The following is a 25,622-nucleotide window of genomic DNA, read 5'->3' on the forward strand; positions in this document are numbered from 1 at the left end:
GGGAGCCGTGACCGAGGACCACCATGTCTGGGGCGTGAACCACGCGCGGCCCGAGCACGCCGACCGGGTGGCGAACGCAGCGCGCGGCACCCGCACGGACGACGACACCCCCGTGGTGGTCGCCGTGGACGGGCCGGCCGGTTCGGGGAAGTCCTCGCTGGCTGCCCTGGTGTGTGACCGGCTCGGCGACGTCGCGTGCGTCCATCTGGACGACGTCTTCCCAGGATGGGACGGCCTCGCGTCCGCACCGGCGCTGCTCGCCGCCCAGGTGCTCGCCCCGCTCTCGCGCCGTGAGCCGGCCGGGTACCGCCGGTTCGACTGGCCGACCGGACGGTACGCCGAGCTCGTGCCGGTGCCGGCGCGTCGCTTCGTGGTCGTGGAAGGGTGCTCCTCCACGGTGGGGATCGCCCGGCCGTACGTCGACGTGCGGGTCTGGGTGGAGGCCGAGCACGACACCCGGATGCGGCGGGGGCTGGAGCGCAGCGGCGATGAGTTCGGGCCGAACTGGGAGCGCTGGGCCCGGCAGGAGGAGGCCGTCTTCGCCGCCGACCGGACCCGCGAGCACGCCCACCTGATCTTTCGCACCGACGGCGACCGATGAGCGACCAGCGCCCGCCCGCCGCCGTCGCCCGCGACTGGGGGCAACGGCTGGACCCCCGGCCCCAGCTCACCCGCCGCTCGTTCGCCGACCGGGTGGAGCGGCTGCGCAACCGGTCCTTCCTGATCCTGCAGTGCGCGGTGTTCGGGTCGATCGCGTGGCTGCTCGCGCACAACCTCCTGGACCACCCGCAGCCGTTCTTCGCCCCCATCACCGTGCTCGTGACGCTCGGCCTCACCTACGGCCAGCGCATCCGGCGGGTGCTGGAGCTGACGGTCGGGGTGGCGGTCGGGGTCCTCATCGGCGACACGTTCGTCCACGTCTTCGGTACGGGCGCCTGGCAGCTCGCCGTCGTGGTCACGTGCTCCATGAGCGTCGCCGTCCTGCTGGGGGCGGGCGGCCTCATCATGATCCAGGCGGGGGTGCAGTCGCTGGTCGTGCTGATCCTGGTCGCTCCGCCGGGCACCGCGTTCAGCCGCTGGCTGGATGCGGTCATCGGCGGTCTCGTGGCGCTCGTCGCCGCCACGATCACGCCGACCTCACCGGTCCGCCGCCCACGCGTGCAGGCAGGGGTCGTGGTCACCGAGCTCAGCGCCGTCCTCACCGAGACCGCGACCGCCGTCCGGCGTCGTGACCAGGAGCGGGCCGACGCCGCACTGGAACGCGCACGCTCCTCCGAGGAGCTGCTGGAGGAGCTGCGTGAGGCCACGACCGAGGGCATCGCCGTCACCCGCCAGTCGCCGTTCCGGCGTCGGCACGGCGCCTCGGTGGTGGGCATCGCCGACATCCTCGAACCCCTGGACCGCGCGGTCCGCAACCTGCGGGTGCTGGTGCGCCGCGGAGCGGTCGCGGTCTGGTCCGGCGAGGCCGTGCCGCCGTCCTACCTGGACCTGGTCGACGACCTGGCCGCGGTGATGGAGCGCATGGCCGGCCTCCTGCTGGACCGCAAGGACGCCGAGGAGCTGCGTCCGGACCTGCTGCGCATCGCGCGGCGCAGCGGCGTTTCGTCCCGTCGCAGCTCGTTGTCCGGCGAGGTGATCCGTGCGCAGGTGCGGTCGATCGTGGTGGACCTGCTCATCCTCACCGGCCTGACGTACGTGCAGGCGCGCGAGCAGGTACCCGCCCGCGCCGACGACCTCGACGACTGATCAGCGCTGCGGGCGGGAGCCCTCGACGAGCGCGGCCAGGCGGCGCGCCTCCTGGACGGCCCGGTCGCCGTCCGAGCGCTGGATGGCCATGACCGCGAGGGTGTCGGTGTCGTCCAGCTCCAGGACCGCCCACGGGCTGCCGCCGCCGAACTGGACGTTGACCACCTGCGCCCACTCCACCCGGCGCTCGCTGAGCAGGTTGCGGACGAGGAGACCCTCGCGGCTGGGGACCGCACGCACCTGGGCGAACCGCAGCAGCCCCGCGCCGAACAGCAGCCCGAACCCGATCAGCATCACCCGGTCGGGCGTGCTCCAGCCGACGCTGCCCTTCCCCGGGATCGTCAGCGCGACCACCGTGAAGACGAGCACGCTGATGACCGCGACGACCACCGGCACGACTCGTCCCCGGCGCGGCCGGAAGACGGCGTACGGGTCGTCGGTCATATCCGGCACGCCGCGATGTCGGTGACGAGGATGGCGCGGGCGCCCAGGTCGTACAGGTCGTCCATCACCTGGTTGGTCCGCTGGCGCGGCACCATCGAGCGGACCGCGACGTAGCCCTTGTCGTGCAGCGGGGAGACGGTCGGCGACTCCAGGCCCGGGGTGAGGGCACACGCCTGCTCGACCAGCTCGACCCGGACGTCGTAGTCCATCATCACGTAGTGCCGCGCGGTGAGGACGCCCTGCAGCCGGCGGACGAGCACGTCCACCCGCGGGTTCTCCGGGCTGCCGGCGGGACGGATCAGCACCGCCTCACTGCTCAGGATCGGCTCGCCGAAGACCTCGAGGCCGGCGTTGCGCAGCGTCGTGCCGGTCTCCACGACGTCCGCGATGACGTCCGCGACACCCAGCGTCACCGCCGTCTCGACCGCGCCGTCGAGTCGGACCACACCCGCCTCGATCCCGTGCTTGGCCAGGTCGGCCTCGACCAGCCCGGAGAAGCTGGTGGCGATCCGGCGACCGGCGAGCTCGGTGACGTCGGCGGCGACGCCCGGACGCCCCGCGTACCGGAACGTGGACCGGCCGAAGCCCAGCGGCAGGATCTCCTCGGCGGGGCTGCCGGAGTCCAGGAGCAGGTCGCGGCCGGTGAGCCCGACGTCCAGGGTGCCCGACCCGACGTACACGGCGATGTCGCGCGGACGCAGGTAGAAGAACTCGACGTCGTTGTCCGCGTCGCGGACGACCAGCTCCTTGCTCTCCCGGCGACCGCGGTAGCCGGCCTCGCGCAGCATGGCGGCGGCGGAGTCCGCGAGCGCCCCCTTGTTGGGTACGGCGACCTTCAGCATCGGTGCTCCTACAGGTGGGCGTAGACGTCGTCGAGGGTCAGGCCGGAGGCGAGCATCAGCACCTGCAGGTGGTAGATCAGCTGGCTGATCTCCTCGGCGGTGCGCTCCCTGCCCTCATGCTCGGCCGCCATCCAGACCTCGGCCGCCTCCTCGACGACCTTCTTGCCGATGGTGTGCACCCCGGCGTCCAGGGCCGCGACGGTGCCCGACCCCTCGGGGCGCTCGGTCGCCTTGCGGGACAGCTCGTCCCACAGCTGCTCGAACGTCTTCACGAGGGGCAAGGGTACGGGCTCACCGACCGGCGGTCGCCGTCCGTCCATACGTGGTGGTCCGCTCGCGCACGCCGCGGTCGATGCCGTCCGCGATGGCGTGCAGCTCGGCCACCGTCTTGGCGGACCCGTGCTCCGACCCGGCCATCCGGCTGATCGTCTCCTCCATCAGGGTGCCACCCACGTCGTTCGCGCCGCCGCGCAGCATCAGCCGGGTGCCCTCGACGCCGAGCTTGACCCAGGACGTCTGGATGTTCGGGATCCGTCCGTGCAGCATCAGCCGGGCGACCGCATGCACGGCGCGGTTGTCTCGCATCGTCGGGCCGGGACGGGCCAGCCCGGCCAGGTAGACCGGCGCGTTGTGGTGCACGAACGGCAGCGGCACGAACTCGGTGAAGCCGCCGGTCTCGTCCTGCAGCCGGGTCAGGGTGCGCAGGTGCCCGATCCAGTGCCGCGGGTGGTCGACGTGGCCGTACATCATGGTGGAGCTGCTGGGCAGCCCGACCTCGTGCGCCGTGCGAACCACCTCCAGCCACTGCGACGCCGGCAGCTTGCCCTTGGTGAGCACCCAGCGGACCTCGTCGTCGAGGATCTCGGCGGCGGTCCCGGGGATCGAGCCGAGACCTGCGTCGCGCACCTCCTCCAGCCACTGCCGTACGGGCACGCCCGCCTTGGCGGCGGCCGTTGCGATCTCCATGGGCGAGAACGCGTGCACGTGGATGCCGGGCGCCGCGTCGGTCACCGCGCGCACGATGTCGACGTACGCGCTCCGCCCGAGTGAGGGGTCGATGCCGCCCTGAAGGCAGACCTCCGTGGCGCCGAGCGCCTGCGCCTCGGCCGCCCGCTCCCCGATCTGCTCCAGCGACAGCGTGAAGGCGTCGGCGTCGGTGCGCCGCTGCGCGAACGCGCAGAACCGGCAGCCGACGTAGCAGACGTTGGTGAAGTTGATGTTGCGGTTGACGACGTAGGTGACGTCGTCCCCGACGACGTCCCGCCGGAGGTCGTCCGCGAGCCGGCACACGGCGTCCAGGTCGTCGCCGTCGCTGGTGATCAGGGCCAGGTAGTCGGCGTCGGACAGGCCCGCCGGGTCGTCCTCCGCGCGCGACAGGGCCTCCCGCACGTGAGAACCCGGTCGTTGTGGTGTCGAGTCGACGCGGTGGGCGACCTGCGCCCAGTCGCCGTACACCTCGTCGAAGTCGCTGCGCCGGTCGTCGGTACGCCCCTGGGTGTCGACCTCGCGGTGCAGGTCCACCCGGCCGGTGCCGGCGCCGTGGGCGGCGAGCCCGCCGTCCGGCTCCTGCCAGGGCCGGCCGACCGCCGGTGCGGCTTCGTCGGCGAGCCCGGTCGTGGGATCGCACAGCGCCCGTACGTGCTCGTGCAGCCGTGGGTCGATCCACGGCTCGTCGCGCTCCAGCGCGCCCAGGACGTAGCGAGGGTGCGCGGTCAGCCGCTCGGCCAGCCGCAGGCCCGACTCCGCGGTCCAGCGGCTCAGCTCCTCGACCTGCGGCCAGGGACGCTCGGGGTTCACGTGGTCCGGCGTCACCGGTGACACGCCGCCCCAGTCGTCCACGCCGGCGGCGAGCAGGCGCGGGATCTGCTGGGGCGCGGAGAGATTCGGGGGTGCCTGCACGCTGACGGACGGGCCGAGCAGGAGGCGGGTCACCGCGATCGTGGCGAGGTACTCCTCTTCCCCCACGTCCGGGGTGGCCCGCATCGCCGTGTCGTCCTTGGCGCGGAAGTTCTGCACGATGCACTCCTGCACGGCGCCGTACTCTCGCGCCACGCGCCGGATCGCCAGGATGCTGTCGAGCCGGTCCTGCACCGTCTCCCCGATGCCGACGAGCAGGCCGGTGGTGAACGGCACGCCCACCCGGCCGGCGTCCTCCAGCACCCGCAGGCGGACGGCCGGGTCCTTGTCCGGGGAGCCGTAGTGCGCACCTCCCGGCTCGGTGAACAGCGCCGTCGAGGTCGTCTCCAGCATCATGCCCATCGACGGAGCCACCGGCTTGAGCCGCTGCAGGTCCGACCACGACATGACGCCCGGGTTGAGGTGGGGCAGCAGCCCGGTCTCCTCCAGCACCCGGACGGCCATCGCCCGCACGTACGCGATCGTGTCGTCGTAGCCGTGCGCGTCCAGCCACTCGCGGGCGGCCGGCCAGCGGTCCTCCGGTCGGTCCCCGAGGGTGAAGAGCGCCTCCTTGCAGCCCTGGGCCGCACCGTCGCGCGCGATCTGCAGGACCTCGTCCGGCGAGAGGAACGCCGCGGGCAGCCGATGGGGCACCGTCGCGAACGTGCAGTAGTGGCAACGGTCCCGGCACAGGCGCGTGAGCGGGATGAACACCTTGCGCGAGTACGTGACGACCTGCGGGCGGCCCGCCCGCAGCATCGCCGCGTCCCGCACCCGGGTGGCCGGGGCGAGGAGGGCGTCGAGGTCCTCACCCCGTGCCCCGAGGAGCACCAGCGCCTCGCTCTCGCTCAGCGTCTTGCCGTCTCGCGCGCGGGCCAGGGACCGTCGCATCTCGCTGGAAGAGGTCACCCGCCGCAGGCTACGTCAGGCCCCTCAGGGTCGCAGCGGTCGCCACCGCGGCGGTCGCGGCCTCGTGGCCCTTGTCCTCGACCGAGCCCTCGAGCCCGGCCCGGTCGAGCGCCTGCTGCTCGGTGTCGCAGGTGAGCAGCCCGAACCCGACGGGCGTGCCGGTCCGCACCGACACCTCCGACAGGGCGGACGTCGCCGCCTGGCAGACGTAGTCGAAGTGGGGCGTGCTGCCGCGGATCACGACCCCGAGGGCGACGACCGCGTCGTACGCCGGCGCGAGCCGGGCGCACGCGACGCCGAGCTCGAAGCTGCCGGGGACGCGGACTACGGTCACTTGCGCGTCGGCGATCCCGGCGTCGGCGAGGGCACGGCGTGCGCCGTCCAGCAGACCGTCCATGACGGTCGTGTGCCAGGAGGCGGCCACCACGGCGACCTTCAGCTCCGGTGCGGTGACGGACAGGGTCGGCGCTCCAGCACCGCTCATGAGACTGCTCCTCGGGGGTGGGTGATGGTGTGGCCGAGTCGGTCACGCTTGGTCCGCAGGTAGTGCGCGTTGTGCGCACCGGTGCCGACGACGAGGGGGACGACGTCGTGCACGGTCAGGCCGGCGCCGGTGACGGCCTCGACCTTGGCGGGGTTGTTGGTCAGCAGCCGCACGCTCTCGACCCCGAGGTCGGCGAGCACCGCGGTGGCCGCGTGGAACTCGCGGGCGTCCACCGGGAGGCCGAGGTCGATCTGGGCGTCGACGGTGTCGCGGCCGGCGTCCTGCAGCTCGTACGCGCGCAGCTTGTCGACCAGGCCGACACCGCGGCCTTCGTGGCCGCGCACGTAGACGACGACACCGCCCTCGGCGGCGACGCGGGCCATGGCCGCCTGCAGCTGCGGGCCGCAGTCGCACCGCTGCGAGCCGAGTGCGTCGCCCGTCAGGCACTCGGAGTGCAGCCGGGTGAGCACCGCGCCCTCGCCGATGCCCCGCGGCGACACGAGCGCCAGCACCTCGGAGCCGGTGAGACGGTCGGTGTAGGCCACCAGGTCGAACGAGCCGTGCTCGGTCGGCAGCACCGTCCGGGCGACCCGCTGCACCCGGTCGTTCCGCTGCCGCCACGTGATGAGCTGCTCGATCGTGATGACCGGCAGGTCGCGCTCCTCGGCGAGCGCGTGCACCGCCGGCGCGCGCATCATCGAGCCGTCGTCGTGCACCAGCTCGACGATCGCCCCGACCGGCGCCAGCCCGGCGAGCCGGCACAGGTCGACGGCGGCCTCGGTGTGACCGGGCCGGGCCAGCACGCCGCCGGGACGGGCGCGCAGCGGCAGCACGTGGCCCGGACGGATGACGTCGGTGGGACCGGCTGACGCATCGGCGAGCACCTGCAGCGTGCGCGTCCGGTCGGCGGCGCTGATCCCGGTCGTGACGCCGGCCGCCGCGTCCACCGTCACGGTGTACGCGGTCCGCAGCGAGTCCTCGTTCCGGCCCACCATCAGCGGCAGCGCGAGCCGGTCGGCGACCTCGTCCGTCATCGGGGCGCAGATCAGCCCTGATCCGTGGCGCACGGCCCAGCCGACCCACTCCTCGGTAGCCGTCGCGGCCGCGAGGACGACGTCGCCCTCGTTCTCGCGGTCCTCGTCGTCCAGCACCAGGACCGGTCGGCCCAGCCGCAGCGCGTGCAGCGCCTGCTCGATCGTGGCCCGCGTCATGACGGCGCTCCGACCGGCTCGGCCGAGTCCGCCCGCTCGGCGCTGCGCGACACCCGCAGCCACACGACGAAGCCGTAGATCACCAGGGCCGAGTAGACGGCGTACAGCACGGCGGAGGGGTAGAACTTGGAGTGGATCAGCAGCGGGATCCCGACCAGGTCGACGCCGATCCAGGCCAGCCAGAAGTCGTTCCAGCCCCGCGCCATCGCGTACGTCGCGACCATCGAACCGACGAAGATCCAGGCGTCGGCCCAGTAATACCAGCGCGGAGCCGGCCAGCCGGCGCCGATGCTGGCGAAGATCCACTGGCTCACCAGGACGCCCGCGACCCACACGGCGAGGTACGCGGCGCGCTCGCCCGCGGTCGCCCACCGCGGGGTGATCGCTGGGGCGTCCTTGCCACGCAGCCGGCGCGACTGGTTCCAGCGCCACCAGCCGTACACCGAGGTGACGATGAAGAAGATCTGCCGGGCGGCCTGCCCGAACAGCGTCTCGCCCTGCGGGTTGGAGAAGGCGACGCCGAAGAAGACGGTGAACAGCAGCGCGTTGCCGACGATGCCGACCGGCCACGCCCACACCCGGCGGCGCAGGCCGCCGACGGCCGAGGCGAAGCCGAAGGCGTTGCCGATGATCTCGCGCCACAGGATGTGCTGCTCGCCGATGGTCAGCTGTGCCTCGAAGAGGTGCTCGAGCACGTTCACGCGAGGGCTCCTTCCCGGGTGCCGGGCGTCATCAGGCGCTCGACGTACTTGGCGATGACGTCCACCTCGAGGTTGACCGGGTCGCCGACCTGCTTGCGGCCCAGCGTCGTCAGCTCGAGCGTGGTGGGGATGAGGGAGACGGCGAACCGGTCGTGCGCGACGGAGGAGACGGTCAGCGAGATGCCGTCGACCGTGATCGAGCCCTTCTCGACGACGTAGCGCGCCAGCTCCGGCGGCAGCTCGAACGTCACGACCTCCCACCGGTCCCCCGGCTCCCGGTCGAGGATGCGGGCGGTGCCGTCGACGTGACCCTGCACGACGTGACCGCCGAAGCGGCCGTCCGCGGGCATGGCGCGCTCGAGGTTGACGCGGTCCCCGAGCTCCAGGGCGCCGAGGGAGCTGCGCCGCAGGGTCTCGGCCATCACGTCGACCTCGAAGACCTCGTCCGCGACACGCACGACCGTGAGGCACACCCCGTTGACCGAGATGGACGCACCGTGGACGGCGTCGGTCGTGACCTGCGCGCCCCGCAGCGCCAGCACCGCGGAGTCCGCGCCTGGCTCGATGCGCTCGACGGTGCCGAGCTCCTCGACGATTCCGGTGAACATCAGCGAACTCCTTCGACGGGTCGCGGCCGCAGGCGCAGCCGGACGTCCTGGTCGAGCCGCTCGACGTCGAGCAGCTCGAGGTGGTGGGCGGCGGCCAGGGTGGGCACGCCGAGAGAGGCGACGAGCGAGGGGCCGGCGCCGAGGAGGGTGGGAGCGAGGTAGACGAGCACCTCGTCGACGAGGCCGGCGCTCAGGAACGCGGCGGCCACGACCGGGCCGCCTTCGAGCCACAGGTGACGAATCTGCCGGTCGTGCAGGGTCTTCAGCACGACGGCGGGGTCACGCGTGCGCGCGTGCCACAGGTCGCCCGGCCCGCGGACGCGCGCGGCGGCGGGGACGTCCCGCTCCCCCATCACCACCCGCACCGGCTGCCGGTCGGCCGGGCGGTCGGCTGAGTCCCGCACCGTCAGGGCGGGGTCGTCGGCCAGCACGGTGCCCGTACCGACGAGGATCGCCCCGGCGCTCGCACGGCGCCGGTGGACGTCGGCTCGCGACGCCGCGCCGGTGATCCAGCGACTGGTCCCGTCGGCGGCGGCGACCCGTCCGTCGAGGGTGGCGCCGACCTTCCAGGTGACGAAGGGACGCTCGTGACGGACCGAGAAGGCCCAGTGCTCGTTGAGCTCCTCGGCTCCGGTACCCGGCACCGGGCCGCTCACCTCGACCCCGAGGTCGCTCAGTCGGGCTGCGCCGCCCCGCGCATCGGGGTTCGCGTCCGGCGCGGCGTAGACGACCCGGGCGACACCGGCGGTGCGCAGCGCGTCGACGCACGGCGGGGTGCGGCCCTGGTGGGCGCAGGGCTCGAGGCTGACGTACGCGGTGCCACCGCGCGCCCGCTCGCCGGAGGCTCGCAGGGCCATCACCTCGGCGTGCGGCGTGCCGGCGCCCTCGTGCCAGCCCTCGCCGGCGACCGTGCCGTCGCTCGCGAGGACCACGGCGCCGACGCGGGGATTCGCATCGGCGGCAGGGCCGCGCGTCGCCAGCTCGACGGCGCGCGCGAGCAGCGCCGCGTCCTGGCGCTGCATCTGCGGGACCATCCGGGTCCACTCCCTCTCGCTCGCAATCGGGCGAGCCCCGGGGTGGACGAGTGACGTGCGAGGGTCGGGACAGCCCGAGCCTTCGCCAGGTCGCGACACCTCGCGACCGGACATCACCGGCAGACGGACGTCGAGAGGACGCCCGTCACGTGCGCCTCCCATCCGGACTTTCACCGTCGGTCCTGGAGTTCCACCAGGTCAACCGCTCGCCTGTAAGAGGCGTGCGGGTCGCGGACTGTCACCGCCGGCTCGGAATTACACCGACCCCGGAGCACGTACTGCTACCCCCCAGTATGCACCCGCGTGACACGTGCTCTCCACCGCGAGCGCCCGGGGGCGAAATTCCGTTGATCGCGCGGGGTCCCGGTGCCAGGGTCCTGGTCATGGAGCAGTGAGCCGTCCCGTCCCCCTCACCACGTCGACTCGGCAGGCGCCGCAGTCGGCCTTCGACCGGATGTGCTCATGCCTACCTCCATCTCCTCGCGCGCCGAGCGCGACCGCCCGGGCCGCCGGGCCTTCGTCACGTTCCTGATGTTCAACGACAGCTACCTGCCCGGCTGCCTGATGACCGCCTACGGCCTGCGGCGCCAGGGCAGCCGCTCCGACCGGGTCTGCCTGGTCACCGAGGAGGTGTCCGACAGCGCCCGCGACGCGTTGAGCGTCCTCTACGACACGGTGCTGCAGGTCGACAAGATCCCCGTCCCGGCCGAACCGGGCAGGTCGTCGCCCGGAGCAGGCCGCACCGGCTCCGCCCGCGTTCGCGCCGCCGCACTCACCCGCTTCGCCGCCCTCCGGCTCGGCCCCGACGGGGACCTCGGCTGCGCGTACGACACGATCGTCAGCCTCGACGCGGATCTCCTGCCCGTCCGCGACTTCGAGCGGCTGTGGGACGTCCCGGCGCCCGCGGGCATCGTGAACGAGCACCGCCACCACATGGCGGAGATCGACGCGGACGGCCGCCTCATACCCCGACGGGACGCGGCGCGGACCGGCGAGTGGGTCTGGCACGACGTCTACCGGGACGTGTGTCCGCCGGGATCTCCGGTACCGCGGGAGATCACCGACCGGGTCGCCCTCGATCCCGCGAACTACGGCATCAACGCCTCCCTGCTCGTGCTCGAGCCGTCGCAGTCCACCTTCGAGGACTTCATGCGGTGGGTGGGGCGGGGCCCGGTGCGCGAGCTGGTGTGCGACCGGTGGGCCTGGACCGACCAGCAGGCGGCCACCCTCTACTGGTCCGGCCGCTGGACGAGCCTCGATCCGCGCTACTCGCTCTTCTACGGGTACCCGTCGGTCGAGCTCGGCCGCGGCCTGCACTTCGCCGGGGTGAAGCCCTGGTCGTGGCGCAAGAAGGGCTTCGCCCGCCGCATCCAGCGCTTCCCCGACTACGCGCTGTGGAGCCGGCAGTTCCTGCGGCTGATGACCGAGCTGCCCGAGCTGCGCCGCCTCGGGGGCCTGCGCCGGCTCGAGCAGGCGACCCGTGAGGTGCTGCGCTGATGGACGTCGACCTGGTCGTCGTGGGTGCCGGCCTGTTCGGGCTGACGGTCGCCGAGCGGATGGCCGTCCAGCGCGGCCGGCGCGTCCTGCTCGTCGACCGCCGTCCGGTCATCGGCGGCAACTGCTTCAGCGAGGTGGACGCCGCCACCGGCATCGAGGTGCACCGGTACGGCACGCACGTGTTCCACACCTCCAACGAAGGGGTGTGGGCGTACGTCAACCGGTTCACCCGCTTCACGGCGTACCGGCACCGCGTCCGGACCGTGCACCGCGGCGAGGTCTTCCCCATGCCGGTCAACCTGGCCACGATCAACCAGTTCTTCCGCACCGCCCTGCGCCCGGACGACGCCCGCGCGCTGATCCGAGCGCAGGCGGGGGCGTCCGACCCGGCGGCCGCGCGCGACCTGGAGACGCGCGCCATCGCCCTGCTCGGCCGCCCGCTGTACGAGGCGTTCGTCCGCGACTACACAGCCAAGCAATGGCGGACCGATCCACGGCTGCTGCCGGCGTCGGTGCTCAGCCGGCTGCCGCTGCGCTTCGACTACGAGGACTGCTACTTCGAGGACCGCTATCAGGGGGTTCCCGTCGACGGGTACACCGCGTGGGCGGAGCGGATGGTCGACGACCCGCGCATCGAGGTCCGGCTCGGCACCGACTTCCTGGACCCCACCCAGCCGGTCAGCAGGGCCGCGGTCGCCGGGCGGGTCCCGGTCGTCTACACCGGGCCCCTGGACGCGTACTTCGACCACGCCGAGGGCGAGCTGTCCTGGCGGACCCTCGACCTGGAGTTCGAGGTGCACCCGGTCGGGGACTTCCAGGGGACGAGCGTCATGAACTACGCCGACGCCGACACGGCGTTCACCCGGATCCACGAGTTCCGCCACCTTCACCCCGAGCGGTCCTACCCACGGGACCGCACCGTCATCGCGCGCGAGTTCTCCCGGCGGGCAACGCGTGCGGACGAGCCGTACTACCCGGTGAGCTCGACGGCAGACCGCGCCGCGCTGCTGCGCTACCGAGCCGCCGCTCGAGCCGAGCCCGGGGTCACCTTCGGCGGACGGCTCGGTTCCTACCAGTACCTCGACATGCACATGGCCATCGCGTCCGCGCTGACTCTGGCCGACCGGCTGTAGTCGGCCGCCGTCAGTGGGTGTGGCTCCGGGCCAGCTCCCGCAGCCGGTCCACGGCAGCCGCCGCGTCGTCGGCTCCGTAGACCGCCGAGCCCGCCACGAACACGTCCGCGCCGGCCTCGGCGCACTGCTCGATGGTCGATGCGGACACCCCGCCGTCGACCTGGATCCAGACCTCGCCGCCGTGCCGCCGGACGGCCTCGCGCACCTGCGTGACCTTGGGCATCTGGTCGGCCATGAACGACTGGCCGCCGAACCCGGGCTCCACCGTCATGACCAGCACCATGTCCAGCTCGGGCAGCAGGTCCTCGTACGGCGCGAACGGCGTCCCCGGCTTGAGCGCCATGGCCGCCCGCGCACCGGCGGACCGCAGCGCTCGCGCCAGCCGTACGGGGTCCTGCGCGGCCTCGACGTGGAAGGTGACCGAGCCCGCCCCGGCCTCGGCGTACGAGGGCGCCCACCGGTCGGGGTCCTCGATCATCAGGTGGCAGTCCAGCGGGATCGGGCTGACCTTCTGCAGCGCCTCGACGACCGGGAGGCCCAGCGTGAGGTTCGGGACGAAGTGGGCGTCCATCACGTCGACGTGGGCCCAGTCGGCGTTGCCGATCCGGTCGAGCTCACGCTCGAGGTTGGCGAAGTCGGCCGACAGGATGCTCGGCGAGATCTGCAGCAACGGGGAGGTCCCTTCGGTCACGGGGCGGTCTTGCGGATGAGGGCGAAGAACATGGCGTCGGTGCCGTGCAGGTGCGGCCACAGCTGCACCGAGGGACCGTCGCCCAGCCCGTCGACCTGAGCACCGCGGGCGTCCCGGAACAGCGGACGCGCGTCCTCCTGGACGACGTCGGAGCGCCCGCCGAGGACGTCGGCGACGACGGTGGTGGTCTCGGCCAGGTGCGGGCTGCACGTCGCGTAGCCGATCACCCCGCCCGGCCGGGTCGCGTCGATCGCCGAGGTCAGCAGCTCGCGCTGGAGGGCCGCGAGGTCGGAGACGTCGGAGGCGCTGCGGCGCCAGCGGGCCTCCGGACGGCGACGCAGCGCACCGAGGCCGGTGCACGGCGCGTCGACGAGCACCCGGTCGTAGGTGTCGGGCTCCTCCTGACCGAGGTCGCGTCCGTCGCCCGTGCCGATCATCACCTCGGCACCGGCGTCGATGGCGGCGCGCAGGGTGCTGCGGACCAGCTCGGTGCGGTGCTCGCTGACCTCGTTGGCGAACAGGACCGCACCCTGCTGCTGGGCCAGGACGGCCAGCAGCGCGGACTTGCCGCCTGGGCCGGCGCACAGGTCGAGCCACTGCTCGCCCTCGTCGCCCACGTCGTCCACGTGGGCGGCGGCGAGGGCGAGCGCCAGCAGCTGCGAACCCTCGTCCTGGACGGCCGCGCGCGTCTGACGGACCGCGGCGATCGAGGCGGGGTCTCCCCCGGGCAGGACGGCGCCGACCGGTGAGAGCTCGGACGCCTCGGCGCCGGCCTCCAGCAGCTCACCGACATCGGCCAGGCCGGGCCGGGCGACCAGGGAGACGCGGGGCGGGTCGTTGTCGGCGGCGAGCAGCCCGACCAGGTCGGCGTCGACAGCCTCCGCGTCCGAGGCCCCGTGACCGAGCAGTGCCGAGCGCAGCGCCCGGACCACCCACACGGGGTGGGAGTACTCGACGGCGAGCGCGTCGGCGCGCTCGCGGCCGGCGGTCACCTCCGCGACCCACTCCTCGCGGGACCGCTCGCTGGCGCGGCGCAGCACCGCGTTCACGAAACCCGCGGCCCCGGCGCCGTTGACACTGCGAGCGAGCGCCACGGTCTCCGAGGCGGCCGCGTGCGGGGGGACCCGCATCCCGAGCAGCTGGTGGACGCCGAGGCGGGCGGTGGCCAGGACGGGCGGGTCGATCTGACCGACCGGACGTCCGGCGGCGAGCTCGATCACCGGGTCGTACAGCCCGTGCATCCGGATCGCGCCGTAGGTCAGCTCGGTCGCGAACGCCGCGTCACGGCCGGTCAGACCGGCGTTGCGCAGGATCCGCGGCAGCTCGAGGTTCGCGTACGCGCCACGTTCGACCGCGCGCATGACGTCGTACGCCGCACGCCGCGCCGGGTCGCCCTCGCGGCGTCGCTCCGCGGGCCGGCTCGCCGACCGTGACCGGTTGCCGGAACGGCGGACGTCCGGACGCTGCCGGCCGCGGGCGTTGCGGAACCCGCGCTCGTGGGAGTCGTCAGCCACCGAGCACCTCCTGTGCCTCGATACGGGAGCCGCGGGCCCAGTCGGCCGCCGCCATCGCTCGTCTACCCGGCGGCTGGACCTCGCCCAGCCGGACCGGGGTCGTTGCGGTGCCGACGAGCACCTCGCGCTTGCCGGCGTGGATCTCGCCGGGTGCGAGCGTCGGGTCCGCGGTCTCCACGGGCTCGACCGGAGCGACCTTCAGCCGCTCGCCGCGGAAGGTGGTCCATGCGCCGGGTGCCGGGGTGCACCCGCGGACCCGCCGGTCGACGGCGAAGGCCGGCTGCCGCCAGCGGATCTCGCCGTCCTCGACCGTCAGCTTGGGAGCCATCGACACCCCTTCCGCCGGCTGCGCGACAGGCGCTGCCCGCCCCTCCTCGATCGCGTCCAGGGAGGCGACGAGCAAGCCTGCGCCGGCCGTGGCCAGGCGGTCCAGCAGGTCGCCGCTGGTGTCCGTCGCGCGTACGGGCTCGGTCAGGGTGCCGATGACGGGGCCGGTGTCCATGCCCTCCTCCAGGACGAACGTGGACGCACCCGTCATCGCGTCACCGTTGATGACCGCGTGCTGCACGGGTGCGGCGCCGCGCCAGGCCGGCAGCAGCGAGAAGTGCAGGTTGACCCAGCCGTACTCGGGGATGCCCAGCGCGCTGCGGGGCACCAGGGCGCCGTACGCGACGACCGGGCACACCTGCGGCTCCAGCTCGCGCAGCCGCTGCTGGAACTGCGGGTCGGAGGGCCGGTCAGGTGTCAGGACCTCCAGCCCCGCCTCCTCGGCGCGGGCCCGGACGGGCGACAGCGCGGACCTTCGCCCGCGGCCGGCCCGGGCGTCCGGGCGCGTGATCACGGCGGCGACCTCGTGGCGGGAGGCCAGCAGCGCGTCCAGGGACGGGAGGGCCACCTGTGGGGTCCCCGCGAACACCACCCGCATCTAGACCGCCCGCCCGTACGTCGGGTGCGGGCTCTCCCGCACGATCGGGCCGGGCAGACCGGCCCACTCCGCGTCTCGGATCTCCTTCAGGGCCAGCCGCCGCGCCTCACGGTCCAGCCGGTCCACGAACAGGATGCCGTCCAGGTGGTCGGTCTCGTGCTGCAGGCAGCGCGCCAGCCGGTGCGAGCCCTCGATCGTGACCGGCTCGCCGTGCATGTCGAAGCCGCGCGCCACGGTGCGCAGGGCCCGCGGGGTGTCGAAGACGAGGTCCGGGATGGACAGGCAGCCCTCGGGGCCGCACTCGATCTCCTCGGACAGCTCCAGCACGGGGTTGACCAGGTGACCGACCGCACCGTCGACGACGTAGGTGAACACGCGCAGGCCGACCCCGATCTGCGGAGCGGCCAGCCCGGCGCCGGGGGCCGCGAGCATGGTCTCCTCGAGGTCCCGGACGAGCCGGCGCAGCTCGGTGTCGAAGTCGGTTACCGGGACCGCCGGGGTACGCAGCACGGGGTCACCGATCAGGCGGATGGGTTGAACAGACAACAGGCGGCCTCACGGCAGGAGATGCAGGGGGACGGGTCCTCACTCTAGTGATCTCGCATCACAAACCCGGCCGCGCCAGGTGCGGAGCGCGTAATGTTCGGCCCAGGTCGTCGGAGTGCCCGTGGGTGGGGAGGTGGATCTGATGACTCGTGGCCCTGGCCGGCCCGCGCAGATCCTGGGCGACGCCTCGGACCTGGACGCGCCGGCCGTCGACCTGCGCACCCGGGTCGCCTGGCTGGCGCGGGTGTCTCGGTGTGCCTCGGCGGACCCTGCGGTCAGCAAGCAGGTCGCGTTCGCCCAGCGGATGCGCGAGGCCGGCGTCGGTGCGAGCAGCACCAAGGTGTCGCTGTGGGAGAACGCCCACCAGCCGATGACCCTGGCCGTGCTGGCCGGGTACGAGCAGGTCCTCGGGCTCCCTTCCGGTCAGCTCCAGTCGACTTGTGAGGGCCTGGGCCGCTCGATCTTCTCCTCCGGACGCTCGCCGCTGCAGCGGGCCCGCGCCCTCGGCGGCGGCCAGCAGCTGCTCGACACGGTGTACGACGCGGTCAGCCACCAGGCGACGACGGGGGGCGACTGGTTCGGGCTCACCTCCTACTGGGACCACGTGCCCGGGGCGATGGTGCCCGTGGCCATCGTCCGGCAGCTCACCGCGACCCTGCTCGGTGAGATGGTGCGCGCCTGCGGCGTCGCCTACGTCACCCGGTACCAGGCGCTGTGCCACCTGGCCGACCACCCGATCTACGCCCAGGTGCTGGTCGACACCGTGCTGGACTTCGTCGCCGTCCCCGGGGTGGAGCCGGTCATCGACGCGATCAGCCTGCTCGGTGAGGGGCTCGCCGAGCAGACCGCACCCGAGCTGCTGACGCTCGGCGCCGACCCCGTCGGACGCGTTCGCGCCGGCGCCACCGCGGCGCTGGCCAACCAGATCCGGATGGGCAGCTTCCCGCACACGCTACGGCCGCGCCTGCGCCAGCTCATCGGTGCGCTGTGCGCGGGGTCGGTGGACGACGCCCGGCTGGCTCGCCGCCTGATCGTCCGGCTGCCGGAGTCGGAGCGGGAGGAGGGGCTGGCGGTGCTGCGGCGCCGGACCACGCCGCCGTCCCAGGCTCCCTCGCCGCGCCGGACGCTCCCGACCCTCGTCCAGGTCGACACGTCGCGGTACGAGCGCGCGGCGCAGGAGGCCACCGGGCTGCCCCGTGACCCGGTGCTGCGGCGGCTGCTGCACGAGGTGCACGTGCACGACCGGATCGAGCTGCGCCACCACGCGTGCCTGCTGCTGATGGCCAGCCCGTACCGCACCGCCGTCGCCGACGTCGCGCTGACCGCGCTGCGTGAGCAGCCGCGCACCCCCGCGTGGGCCGGCGCAGCGATCCTGCTGTCCTACCTCGCGACCGAGGAGCACGCCGCCGACCTCCTCGCCCTGACCGGGCACGAGCGCGACGACGTCCGGCAGGCGGCGCTCACGGCGCTCACCCACGCGTGCGGGGTGCCTCCTGAGGTCGACCTGCTCGCGGCGTCCACCCTCGGAGGAGTCCCGGACGCCGCCGTGCGGTACGCGGCCGGCATGGCCGCCCACCCCGCGCTGGGCGAGTGGGCGCGCGCGGAGACGATCCCCACCGACATCCGCGAGCGGTGCCGGTGGTGGCAGCGGCACGGTGCCGCCGTGCGGGCCTGAGTCTCAGCGCTGCGGCTGCAGCGGCAGACCCCGCACGATGAGGTCCTCGCGCAGGTGCCCCGTGTCGGTGAACAGGATGCCGTCGAGGCCGGCCGCGATCGCCGCCTGCACGTTGGCCTCGCTGTCGTCGACGAAGATGCAGTCGTCCAGCCCGCCCAGGTGCCGGATGCGGTCGGCGAGGACCTCGAAGATCTCCGCGTCCGGCTTGGCCAGGCCCTCCTCACCGGAGACGATGATGTCCTCGAACAGGTCCAGGAATTCGAAGCGCTCCAGCGCCTGCGGGAACAGCTCCTCCGACCAGTTGGTCAGCGCCACCAGCGGGACGTCCTGGGCGTGCAGGTCGCGCAGGACCGCCACGGTGTCCTCGACGGGCCCGAGCAGCGCCTTGGAGAAGTGCGTCCGGTAGGCGAGGATCTCCTGCTCGAGGTGCGGGTGCTCCTGGACGGCGAGCCGCTCCGCGTCCTCCCAGGGGCGCCCGGCGTCCTGGATGTGGTTCCAGGCGGCGAAGTCGAAGGCAGGATCCGCCAGGAACGCCGCGGCCCGCTCCGGCCCGACCTCGGCCGCGATCGCCGGTGCGGGATCCCACCGGATCAGGACGTTGCCGAGGTCGAAGACGACGGCATCGACCGGGTTCGGAGCGACGTCGTCGTCCAGGTCGATGACGAAGGGTGCGTCCACGGGTCCCTGCGGCGGGTGGCTCATGCCGCCAGCCAACCAGTCTCCTGCGACGACCGGCCCGCCGGGGCCTACAGCAGCGAGGGGTCGGGGTCGACGCGCACGCCGATCGACGCGAGCTCCTTGTGGGCGCTGCGGGCCGCGCGCATCGACCGCAGGGCCGTCAGGACGTCCGGGGCCACGGGGTACGGGCAGCGCAGCAGGGCCCGCTGCTGGTCGCCGGCGTCGTCACGGCGCAGTGACGGGAGCGGGCCCAGCACCTCCGCCTCGCCCGGCAGGTCCAGCTCCCTCAGCGCGTCGGCGAGCGCGAGCCTCGGCCCGGTCAGCTCGGCGACCCACTGCGCCGGCGGCAGCTGCAGCTCGGCGCGCTCCCGCAGCTCCCGGTCGGCGAACCACGCCGGAGCCCAGCGCACCAGCGCCTCGACGGCCGGCACGGTCGCGTGGGACGGCGCGCCGCACACCACGACGACGCCGTCCGGACCGGGCCGGGTGAGCGCGGCGGCCGCCGTCCAGCGGCGCAGCGTCTCGGCCTGCGCCTCCAGCACCGGTCGCTCCAGCAGCGCCCAGGCGTCCAGCAGCAGCGTCGCCGCGTACCCACCGTCCGCCAGCGGCTCCGCGCCCGGCGTCGCGACGACCAGCGCGGGCGCCGAGCCCACGTCGTCGACCACCTCACCGGCTCCCGACCGGTGCAGGGGGACCCCGGGGAACGCCCGACCGAGCTCCTCGGCCGTACGCCGGGCACCGACCACCGTCGACCGCAGCTGGGTGCTCTCGCACTCCGGGCAGCAGAAGGCGCCCTCCACCCGACCGCACCACCGGCAGACCGGACGTCGGCCGGCGGCGTCCAGCGCCAGCGGTCCGTGGCAGTGCGCGCACCGCGCGGGGGTCCGGCAGCGCTGGCAGGACAGTGCCGGCAGGTAGCCGCGGCGCGGGACCTGGACCAGCACCGGGCCGCGGGCGAGTGCGGCCCGCGCGGCCTCCCAGGCCCGGGAAGGGAGATGGGCCCGGGCCGCCGGACCGGTGCGCTCGATGTCGATGTCGTCTCCGGCGACGACGACCCGCGGCAGGTCGGACCGGCCCCGAGGTGCCTCCACACCGCGCACCCGCCCGGCGCCGAGCCAGGCCTGCACCGGCACCGACCGGGTGAACCCGCCGAGCACGAGGGCCGCGCCCTCCAGCTCGGCGCGCACCGCCAGCACGTCGCGGGTGTGCGGGTACGGCGCGCGGGGCTCGCTCAGCGCATCATCCCCATCGTCCCAGCAGGCGAGCAGGCCGAGGTCCTGGACCGGCGCGTACGCCGCCGCCCGGGTCCCGACGACGCAGCGCACGTGGCCGCGCAGGACCTTCAACCACGCGGTGTACCGCGCCTGCGGCCCCTGCTCGGCCCCGAGGCGTACGTGCTGCCCGGCGCCCAGCCGCTGCGTCAGAGCGGCGTCCAGCCGGTCGACGTCCCGGCCGTCGGGGGCGACCAGCACGACCCCCCGCCCCGAGCGCAGGGTGGCCAGCGCCAGGTCGGCGAGCGCCGCCGGCCAGTCCAGCGCCGGGTCGGTCGTCGGCCGGGCGATCCAGGAGGCGGCTGGCGACTCCCCCGCCCCGATGCGGGTCAGCAGCGCGGGCCCTGCGACGTACCGCTGCCAGGGCGCGCCGGTCGGCTCGGGAGTGCGGGCGCGCTCGGCCGGCTCCAGCGGCAGGGCCTTCTCCGCGCGCGCGTGCCGTGGCGGGATCGCCAGGCGCAGCACGTCGCCGAGAGTGCCGGCGTAGCGCTCCGCGATCGTGCGGCACACGGCGAGCGTACGAGGGGTGAGGACGGGCTCGGTGCTCACCACCCGCCGCAGCGGGGCGAGCCGGCCGGTGTGCTCCGCCTGGTCGCGGCGCTCCAGCAGGTAGCCGTCGACGTCCTTGCCCGCGAACCGGACCTTCAGCCGGCAACCCGGCTGCGCGGCCTCGTCCAGCTCGGCCGGCACGACGTACTCGAACGGGCGGTCCAGGTGCGGCAGTCCGGTGTCGACGTGGACGACCGCGACGGGCCGGGTCGGCGCGAGCTGCGGACCGTCGTCACGAGGCGGCGCCGACGGGACGGCGCCCCGCAGCAGCGCGAGCTGCTCCGGGGCTGCCTGGGCCGGCTCCTGCGGACTCATGGCCGCAGTTCTACCCTCCGCGGGCGACACCGGCGGCACGGGGTGTGCGGACACGACGACGCCGCCCCGCCACACGGCAGGACGGCGTCGTCGACGGAGTGGATCAGCCGCGCACGGCCTTCTGCAGGGCCTCGACCTTGTCGGTCTGCTCCCAGGTGAAGGGACGCTCCACTCCCTCGGCCGTGGTCCGGCCGAAGTGACCGTAGGCGGCGGTCGGCTTGTAGATCGGGCGCAGCAGGTCCAGCTCGTGGATCAGCGCTGCCGGGCGCAGGTCGAAGACCGTGCTGATCGCCTGCTGGATCTTGTCCAGCGGCGCGGTCTCGGTGCCGAACGTCTCGACGTACAGACCGACCGGCTGGGCCTTGCCGATGGCGTAGGCGACCTGCACCTCGCAGCGCGTGGCGAGTCCGGCGGCGACGACGTTCTTGGCGACCCAGCGCATGGTGTACGCCGCGGAGCGGTCGACCTTCGAGGGGTCCTTGCCGGAGAAGGCGCCGCCACCGTGGCGGGCCATGCCGCCGTAGGTGTCGACGATGATCTTGCGACCGGTCAGGCCGGCGTCACCCATCGGGCCGCCGATGACGAACTTGCCCGTCGGGTTGATGTAGCTCTTGTACCCCGTGGCGTCCAGCGTGCTCCCCTCGCGCGCGAGGTCCTCCAGCACCGGGTCGATGACGAACTTCTTGATGTCCGGCTCGAGCAGGGTGTCCAGCGAGATGTCCTCGGCGTGCTGGGTCGACAGCACCACGGTGTCCAGGGAGACGGCCTTGTCACCCTCGTAGCCGATGGTGACCTGGGTCTTGCCGTCGGGACGCAGGTAGGCCAGCTGGCCGTCCTTGCGCACCTGGGTGAGGCGCTCGGAGAGCCGGTGCGCGAGGTGGATCGGCAGCGGCATCAGCTCGGCGGTGTCGTCGCAGGCGTACCCGAACATCAGGCCCTGGTCGCCCGCGCCCTGCTGGTCGTAGGCGTGGTCGGCGCCGGAGGTACGACGCTCGTGGGCGGTGTCGACGCCCTGGGCGATGTCCGGGCTCTGCTGACCGATGGAGATCGACACCCCGCAGGAGTGGCCGTCGAAGCCCTTGGCCGAGGAGTCGTAGCCGATGCCGACGATCGTCTCGCGGACGATCTTGGCGATGTCGACGTACCCGCTGGTGGTGACCTCACCGGCCACGTGCACCAGACCCGTGGTGACCATGGTCTCGACCGCCACGCGGGCGCTCGGGTCCTGCTCGAGCATCGCGTCGAGGATCGAGTCGCTGATCTGGTCACAGATCTTGTCGGGGTGTCCCTCGGTGACGGACTCGGACGTGAACAGACGTGCCACGGGTTCTCCTGTCGGTTGCAGCGGCGCAGAACGTGGCGAACCACGTCGCGGGGAGTCTAGGACGTGTGGAGCAGCGGGATGACGGCATCCCAGAGCGCGGCGGCCACCTCGGCCTTGGTCGCCGGACCGACGGTGGTCACCTCGGGGCTGCCTCGGCGCAGCAGGTGGACGGTCGTGTGGTCCTGTCCGAAGGTCAGTCCGTCGCCGACCTGGTTGGCCACCAGCAGGTCGCAGCCCTTGCGCTCGAGCTTGGCGCGGGCGTAGCTGAGCAGGTCGCCGTGCTCGTCGCCGGTCTCGGCGGCGAACCCCACCAGGACGGGACGGGCGCAGTCGCCGCGCTGGCGCACCAGCTCGGCGAGGATGTCGGGGTTGCGCACCAGCCGCACGGTGGGCGCGGCGTCGGGGTCGGCCGGGTCGTGGGTCTTCTTGATCTTGGTCCCGGCCGCCTCGGCGGGGCGGAAGTCCGCGACGGCGGCCGCCATGACCACGACGTCGGCCCGGACCGCGGTCACCTGCTCCTGCAGCTGGAGCGCGGTCTCGACCGTGACGAGGTCGACGCCGGCGGGCGTCGGCAGGGTCGAGGTGGAGATCAGCGTGACCTTCGCCCCGCGGCGCGCGGCCGCGTCGGCGATGGCGTACCCCTGCTTGCCGCTGGAGCGGTTGCCGAGGTACCGCACCGGGTCCAGGGGCTCGCGGGTGCCTCCGGCGGTGACGACCACGTGCACGCCGGTGAGCGCGTCGTCCGCCGGCGCGCTCAGGACCTGCTGGCAGTACGCCGCGATGTCCTCCGGCTCGGGAAGCCGGCCGGGACCGGTGTCGGCACCGGTGAGCCGCCCCGAGGCGGTGTCCATCACGTGGACACCGCGGCTGCGCAGCGTCGCCACGTTGGCCGCCGTGGCGGGGTGCTGCCACATCTCGGTGTGCATCGCCGGCGCCATCACGACAGGGCACCGGGCGGTGAGCAGGGTGCTGGTCAGCAGGTCGTCGGCGAGGCCGTGAGCGGCCTTGGCGAGCAGGTCGGCGGTCGCCGGAGCGACGACCACCAGGTCGGCCTGCTGGCCGATCCGCACGTGCGGCACCTCGTGGACGTCGGTCCACACATCGGTGCTCACCGGCTTGCCGGACAGCGCCGCCCAGGTCGGTTCACCGACGAACTGCAGGGCGGCCGCGGTCGGGACGACCGTCACGTCGTACCCGGACTCGGTGAAACGGCGCAGCAGCGACGCGACCTTGTACGCCGCGATTCCGCCGCCGACGCCGAGGACGATCCGCATGGGAGGTCGGAGCCGAGGCCGTGGAGCCTCAGGCCTCCTGCTTCTCCATCGTCAGCAGACGGTCGTTGATCTCCCGCAGCGCGACGGACAGCGGCTTGTCGTTGACCTGGCTGTCGACGAGCGGGCCGACGTACTCCAGCAGGCCCTCGGACAGCTGGGAGTAGTAGGCGTTGATCTGCCGCGCACGCTTGGCCGAGTAGATGACCAGTGCGTACTTGGAGTCGGCGACCTCCAGGAGGTCGTCGATCGGCGGGTTGGTGATGCCCTCGGGGGCGGCCTGGGTGCCAGACACGAAGAGGTCTCGCTTTCAGTGGGTGGGTTTGCGCATCAATGATACGAGTTCCTCGGCCGCACGCCGAACGTCGTCGTTGACGATGGTGGTGTCGAACTCGTCGACGGCCGCCAGCTCGGCCCGCGCGGTCTGCAGCCGGACGTCCTGCTCGTCGGCCGTCTCGGTGCCCCGGCCGACCAGCCGGCGGACCAGCTCCTCCCAGCTCGGGGGCTCGAGGAAGACCAGGTACGCCTCGGGCATCCGCTCCTTGACCTGCCGGGCGCCCTGCAGGTCGATCTCTAGCAGGGGCAGCCGGCCGCGGGCGATCGCGTCCAGCACCGGGCGGCGGGGCGTGCCGTAGCTCGCGCGGCCGTGCACGACGGCGTACTCCAGCAGCTCGCCCTCGTCGGCCATCCGCTGGAACTCCGCGTCCGAGACGAAGAAGTAGTGGACCCCGTCGACCTCGCCGGGTCGGGGCGGGCGGGTGGTGGCGGACACCGACAGCCACACCTCGGGGAAGTTCTCCCGGACGTAGGCGGCGACGGTGCCCTTACCGACAGCGGTCGGGCCGGCCAGGACGACCAGCCGACCGGGTACCTCAGCAGACACGAGCGGGTCAGGCTCCTTCGAAGCGGCCGAGCAGCGCGCTGATCTGGTTGGCGCCGAGGCCACGGACGCGACGGCTCTCGGAGATGCCGATCTCCTCCATGATCTGGCGGGCGCGCACCCGCCCGACCCCGGGCATCGACTCCAGCAGCGCGGACACCTTCATCTTGCCGATGACCTCGTTCTCGCGACCGGACTCGATCACGTCCCGCAGCGAGCCCTGGGCGTACTTCAGGCGGTTCTTCACCGCCGCCCGCTCCCGGCGCGCCCGCGCCGCCTTCTCCAGCGCCTCCGCACGTTGCTCGGGGGTCAAGGGCGGAAGGGCCACGGGCGGACTCCTATGGTCGGGCGAACGCGCGGACACCGGGCAGGCGTCCGTCGCGGGGAGAAGGGCTCTACCGGAACCTAGCGAGTGATCGTCAGGTGAGGCAACGCGGGCGGCTGCGCGGTGCCCGGCGGCGGGCCCGAGAGCGTCGGATCGCGCTGTCACACCCGGTCGTGCGGGCGGGGTCCACCTCCATGACACGATCGTCACGGCCACGGGAGGACGCATGACCGAGCTCGACCAGGAGAAGCCCTCGACCCGCCTCGCGGAGGAGTTCATGCAGGCGCGCCCCCGACTCGTCGGTGCGGCGTACCGCATCGTCGGCACGGTCGCGGACGCCGAGGACGTCGTCCAGGACGCGTGGCTGCGCTGGTCGACCGTGGACCGCGACGAGGTACGCGACCCCGTCGCCTACCTGCTGACCGTCACCACCCGCCTGGCCCTGAACCGCCTTCGCCAGCAGCGCAACCGGCGTGAGGACTACATCGGTCCGTGGCTCCCCGAGCCGAGCGACGACATGGACGTCGAGGCGTCGGTCGAGCTCTCGGAGTCGGTGTCGATGGCGATGATGGTGGTGCTGGAGACGCTGACGCCGCTGGAGCGCGCCACGTTCGTGCTGCACGACGTCTTCGGCCTGACGTACGCCGAGGTCGCCACCGCCATCGACCGCTCGGACGCCGCGGCCCGCCAGCTCGGGCACCGGGCGCGGGCCCACGTCGCCGCCCGCCGTCCGCGGCGGGTGGTCGACCAGGTGCGTCACCGTCAGGTCACCGACCAGTTCGTCGCGGCGGCCGCCACCGGCGACGTCAGCGCCCTGCTCGGCCTGCTCGCCCCCGATGTCGTCCTGGTGACCGACGGCGGCGGGCTGCGCCAGGCGGCGCTGCGTCCGGTGCAGGGTTCGGACAACGTGTCGCGCTTCATCGCCGGGGTGGCGCAGAAGGGCATGGACGACTCGGTCACCGTCGACGTCCTGCGCGTCAACGGCGAGTCGGCGATCGTCGTGGCACGCGGTGACGAGCTGGACACCGTCTGCTTCCTCACCGTCGAGGAGAGCGGCATCACCGCGCTTCACCTCGTGCGCAACCCGCACAAGCTCACCGCGGTCCGCAACCACTGAGCGGCGGCCGCAGGCCCCGGGCCGCGGCCGCAGCGG

The 25,622-nt window shown here is 73.4% G+C and carries 26 protein-coding genes and 1 riboswitch; of the genes, 6 read left to right on the forward strand and 20 right to left on the reverse strand.

Features of this window, described 5'->3' with window-relative positions; genetic code table 11:
* The first annotated feature begins 7 nt into the window (after positions 1–7).
* Both P4R38_RS07740 and P4R38_RS07745 read left to right on the forward strand, forming a co-directional pair.
* On the forward strand, positions 8–601 hold the full coding sequence (locus P4R38_RS07740) for a uridine kinase family protein (RefSeq protein ID WP_277191739.1): 594 nt from the start codon (positions 8–10) through the stop codon (positions 599–601).
* On the forward strand, positions 598–1,746 hold the full coding sequence (locus tag P4R38_RS07745; protein ID WP_275238557.1) for an FUSC family protein: 1,149 nt from the start codon (positions 598–600) through the stop codon (positions 1,744–1,746). The genes P4R38_RS07740 and P4R38_RS07745 overlap by 4 nt, the downstream gene beginning before the upstream one ends.
* Here the strand turns inward: P4R38_RS07745 and P4R38_RS07750 are convergent, their stop codons facing one another.
* The 9 genes from P4R38_RS07750 to ribD are packed head-to-tail and all read right to left on the reverse strand — an operon-like array spanning position 1,747 to position 9,863.
* Positions 1,747–2,190: a PH domain-containing protein gene (locus P4R38_RS07750; protein ID WP_275238558.1), complete on the reverse strand. Its 444-nt coding sequence runs from the start codon at positions 2,188–2,190 to the stop codon at positions 1,747–1,749.
* Positions 2,187–3,032 (reverse strand): ATP phosphoribosyltransferase, encoded by an 846-nt coding sequence (hisG, locus tag P4R38_RS07755; protein WP_277191741.1) that lies wholly within the window; start codon positions 3,030–3,032, stop codon positions 2,187–2,189. Before hisG ends, P4R38_RS07750 begins: the two co-directional genes overlap by 4 nt.
* Before the next feature lie 8 nt (positions 3,033–3,040).
* A complete protein-coding gene (locus P4R38_RS07760; protein ID WP_277191743.1) occupies positions 3,041–3,304 on the reverse strand; it encodes a phosphoribosyl-ATP diphosphatase in 264 nt (87 codons plus the stop codon).
* Positions 3,305–3,323: 19 nt separating this feature from the next.
* On the reverse strand, positions 3,324–5,837 hold the full coding sequence (locus P4R38_RS07765) for a bifunctional FO biosynthesis protein CofGH (RefSeq protein WP_277191745.1): 2,514 nt from the start codon (positions 5,835–5,837) through the stop codon (positions 3,324–3,326).
* Between the two features lie 10 nt (positions 5,838–5,847).
* Complete coding sequence (gene ribH / locus P4R38_RS07770) at positions 5,848–6,321, reverse strand: 6,7-dimethyl-8-ribityllumazine synthase (protein ID WP_277191746.1); 474 nt, start codon at positions 6,319–6,321, stop codon at positions 5,848–5,850.
* A complete protein-coding gene (ribB, locus tag P4R38_RS07775; protein WP_277191748.1) occupies positions 6,318–7,532 on the reverse strand; it encodes a 3,4-dihydroxy-2-butanone-4-phosphate synthase in 1,215 nt (404 codons plus the stop codon). Before ribB ends, ribH begins: the two co-directional genes overlap by 4 nt.
* On the reverse strand, positions 7,529–8,233 hold the full coding sequence (locus tag P4R38_RS07780) for a nicotinamide mononucleotide transporter family protein (RefSeq protein ID WP_275238564.1): 705 nt from the start codon (positions 8,231–8,233) through the stop codon (positions 7,529–7,531). Before P4R38_RS07780 ends, ribB begins: the two co-directional genes overlap by 4 nt.
* Positions 8,230–8,841, reverse strand: coding sequence for a riboflavin synthase (locus P4R38_RS07785; RefSeq protein WP_277191750.1), 612 nt, complete (start codon positions 8,839–8,841; stop codon positions 8,230–8,232). Before P4R38_RS07785 ends, P4R38_RS07780 begins: the two co-directional genes overlap by 4 nt.
* Positions 8,841–9,863, reverse strand: coding sequence for a bifunctional diaminohydroxyphosphoribosylaminopyrimidine deaminase/5-amino-6-(5-phosphoribosylamino)uracil reductase RibD (gene ribD / locus P4R38_RS07790; protein WP_277191752.1), 1,023 nt, complete (start codon positions 9,861–9,863; stop codon positions 8,841–8,843). The genes P4R38_RS07785 and ribD overlap by 1 nt, the downstream gene beginning before the upstream one ends.
* A 158-nt stretch (positions 9,864–10,021) precedes the next feature.
* A riboswitch (FMN riboswitch) is annotated at positions 10,022–10,153 on the reverse strand.
* A 184-nt stretch (positions 10,154–10,337) separates the two neighbouring features.
* Between ribD and P4R38_RS07795 the strand changes: the two genes are divergently transcribed.
* Positions 10,338–11,372 (forward strand): glycosyltransferase, encoded by a 1,035-nt coding sequence (locus tag P4R38_RS07795; protein ID WP_277191754.1) that lies wholly within the window; start codon positions 10,338–10,340, stop codon positions 11,370–11,372.
* Entirely contained in the window at positions 11,372–12,505 is a 1,134-nt protein-coding gene (gene glf, locus P4R38_RS07800) for a UDP-galactopyranose mutase (RefSeq protein ID WP_277191756.1), read from the forward strand. The genes P4R38_RS07795 and glf overlap by 1 nt, the downstream gene beginning before the upstream one ends.
* 10 nt (positions 12,506–12,515) lie before the next feature.
* Here the strand turns inward: glf and rpe are convergent, their stop codons facing one another.
* From rpe to def, 4 genes are read right to left on the reverse strand one after another with little or no spacing between them, the layout of a single operon-like run.
* Entirely contained in the window at positions 12,516–13,172 is a 657-nt protein-coding gene (rpe, locus tag P4R38_RS07805) for a ribulose-phosphate 3-epimerase (RefSeq protein WP_277191823.1), read from the reverse strand.
* Between the two features lie 20 nt (positions 13,173–13,192).
* Entirely contained in the window at positions 13,193–14,710 is a 1,518-nt protein-coding gene (locus P4R38_RS07810) for a transcription antitermination factor NusB (protein WP_277191759.1), read from the reverse strand.
* On the reverse strand, positions 14,703–15,635 hold the full coding sequence (gene fmt, locus P4R38_RS07815; RefSeq protein ID WP_277191761.1) for a methionyl-tRNA formyltransferase: 933 nt from the start codon (positions 15,633–15,635) through the stop codon (positions 14,703–14,705). The genes P4R38_RS07810 and fmt overlap by 8 nt, the downstream gene beginning before the upstream one ends.
* Entirely contained in the window at positions 15,636–16,145 is a 510-nt protein-coding gene (def, locus tag P4R38_RS07820; RefSeq protein WP_277191763.1) for a peptide deformylase, read from the reverse strand.
* A gap of 178 nt (positions 16,146–16,323) precedes the next feature.
* On the opposite strand from def, the gene P4R38_RS07825 reads away from it, so the two are divergent.
* Positions 16,324–17,856 (forward strand): hypothetical protein, encoded by a 1,533-nt coding sequence (locus P4R38_RS07825; protein ID WP_277191766.1) that lies wholly within the window; start codon positions 16,324–16,326, stop codon positions 17,854–17,856.
* Positions 17,857–17,859: 3 nt separating this feature from the next.
* On the opposite strand, the gene P4R38_RS07830 is transcribed toward P4R38_RS07825, so the two are convergent.
* The 7 genes from P4R38_RS07830 to mihF all read right to left on the reverse strand — a co-directional run bounded on the left by P4R38_RS07830 (position 17,860) and on the right by mihF (position 24,472).
* Positions 17,860–18,558, reverse strand: coding sequence for an HAD family hydrolase (locus tag P4R38_RS07830; protein ID WP_277191768.1), 699 nt, complete (start codon positions 18,556–18,558; stop codon positions 17,860–17,862).
* A 44-nt stretch (positions 18,559–18,602) separates the two neighbouring features.
* Positions 18,603–20,669: a primosomal protein N' gene (locus tag P4R38_RS07835; protein ID WP_277191770.1), complete on the reverse strand. Its 2,067-nt coding sequence runs from the start codon at positions 20,667–20,669 to the stop codon at positions 18,603–18,605.
* Between the two features lie 103 nt (positions 20,670–20,772).
* Entirely contained in the window at positions 20,773–21,993 is a 1,221-nt protein-coding gene (metK, locus tag P4R38_RS07840) for a methionine adenosyltransferase (RefSeq protein WP_275238575.1), read from the reverse strand.
* A gap of 56 nt (positions 21,994–22,049) precedes the next feature.
* Positions 22,050–23,267: a bifunctional phosphopantothenoylcysteine decarboxylase/phosphopantothenate--cysteine ligase CoaBC gene (gene coaBC / locus P4R38_RS07845; RefSeq protein WP_277191773.1), complete on the reverse strand. Its 1,218-nt coding sequence runs from the start codon at positions 23,265–23,267 to the stop codon at positions 22,050–22,052.
* Positions 23,268–23,295: 28 nt separating this feature from the next.
* A complete protein-coding gene (rpoZ, locus tag P4R38_RS07850) occupies positions 23,296–23,559 on the reverse strand; it encodes a DNA-directed RNA polymerase subunit omega (protein ID WP_275238577.1) in 264 nt (87 codons plus the stop codon).
* Between the two features lie 15 nt (positions 23,560–23,574).
* The gene (gmk, locus tag P4R38_RS07855) at positions 23,575–24,147 is read right to left on the reverse strand and encodes a guanylate kinase (protein WP_277191774.1); all 573 of its coding nucleotides are present in this window, start codon (positions 24,145–24,147) and stop codon (positions 23,575–23,577) included.
* A gap of 7 nt (positions 24,148–24,154) precedes the next feature.
* Positions 24,155–24,472: an integration host factor, actinobacterial type gene (mihF, locus tag P4R38_RS07860; protein WP_275238579.1), complete on the reverse strand. Its 318-nt coding sequence runs from the start codon at positions 24,470–24,472 to the stop codon at positions 24,155–24,157.
* Between the two features lie 223 nt (positions 24,473–24,695).
* Here mihF and P4R38_RS07865 point away from each other — a divergent pair, with 223 nt between their 5' ends.
* On the forward strand, positions 24,696–25,586 hold the full coding sequence (locus tag P4R38_RS07865) for an RNA polymerase sigma-70 factor (RefSeq protein WP_277191775.1): 891 nt from the start codon (positions 24,696–24,698) through the stop codon (positions 25,584–25,586).
* Positions 25,587–25,622: the final 36 nt, after the last annotated feature.

This window comes from Luteipulveratus flavus, from assembly GCF_029439465.1.
GTDB classification, from domain to species: domain Bacteria; phylum Actinomycetota; class Actinomycetes; order Actinomycetales; family Dermatophilaceae; genus Luteipulveratus; species Luteipulveratus flavus.

Coding starts and splice junctions, on each gene's coding strand:
- P4R38_RS07745 (WP_275238557.1), top strand. CDS start 598: ATGAGCGACCAGCGCCCGCCCGCCGCCGTCGCCCGCGACTGGGGGCAA.
- P4R38_RS07750 (WP_275238558.1), bottom strand. CDS start 2,190: ATGACCGACGACCCGTACGCCGTCTTCCGGCCGCGCCGGGGACGAGTC.
- hisG (WP_277191741.1), bottom strand. CDS start 3,032: ATGCTGAAGGTCGCCGTACCCAACAAGGGGGCGCTCGCGGACTCCGCC.
- ribH (WP_277191746.1), bottom strand. CDS start 6,321: ATGAGCGGTGCTGGAGCGCCGACCCTGTCCGTCACCGCACCGGAGCTG.
- ribB (WP_277191748.1), bottom strand. CDS start 7,532: ATGACGCGGGCCACGATCGAGCAGGCGCTGCACGCGCTGCGGCTGGGC.
- P4R38_RS07785 (WP_277191750.1), bottom strand. CDS start 8,841: ATGTTCACCGGAATCGTCGAGGAGCTCGGCACCGTCGAGCGCATCGAG.
- ribD (WP_277191752.1), bottom strand. CDS start 9,863: ATGCAGCGCCAGGACGCGGCGCTGCTCGCGCGCGCCGTCGAGCTGGCG.
- P4R38_RS07795 (WP_277191754.1), top strand. CDS start 10,338: ATGCCTACCTCCATCTCCTCGCGCGCCGAGCGCGACCGCCCGGGCCGC.
- glf (WP_277191756.1), top strand. CDS start 11,372: ATGGACGTCGACCTGGTCGTCGTGGGTGCCGGCCTGTTCGGGCTGACG.
- fmt (WP_277191761.1), bottom strand. CDS start 15,635: ATGCGGGTGGTGTTCGCGGGGACCCCACAGGTGGCCCTCCCGTCCCTG.
- P4R38_RS07825 (WP_277191766.1), top strand. CDS start 16,324: ATGACTCGTGGCCCTGGCCGGCCCGCGCAGATCCTGGGCGACGCCTCG.
- P4R38_RS07830 (WP_277191768.1), bottom strand. CDS start 18,558: ATGAGCCACCCGCCGCAGGGACCCGTGGACGCACCCTTCGTCATCGAC.
- P4R38_RS07835 (WP_277191770.1), bottom strand. CDS start 20,669: ATGAGTCCGCAGGAGCCGGCCCAGGCAGCCCCGGAGCAGCTCGCGCTG.
- coaBC (WP_277191773.1), bottom strand. CDS start 23,267: ATGCGGATCGTCCTCGGCGTCGGCGGCGGAATCGCGGCGTACAAGGTC.
- P4R38_RS07865 (WP_277191775.1), top strand. CDS start 24,696: ATGACCGAGCTCGACCAGGAGAAGCCCTCGACCCGCCTCGCGGAGGAG.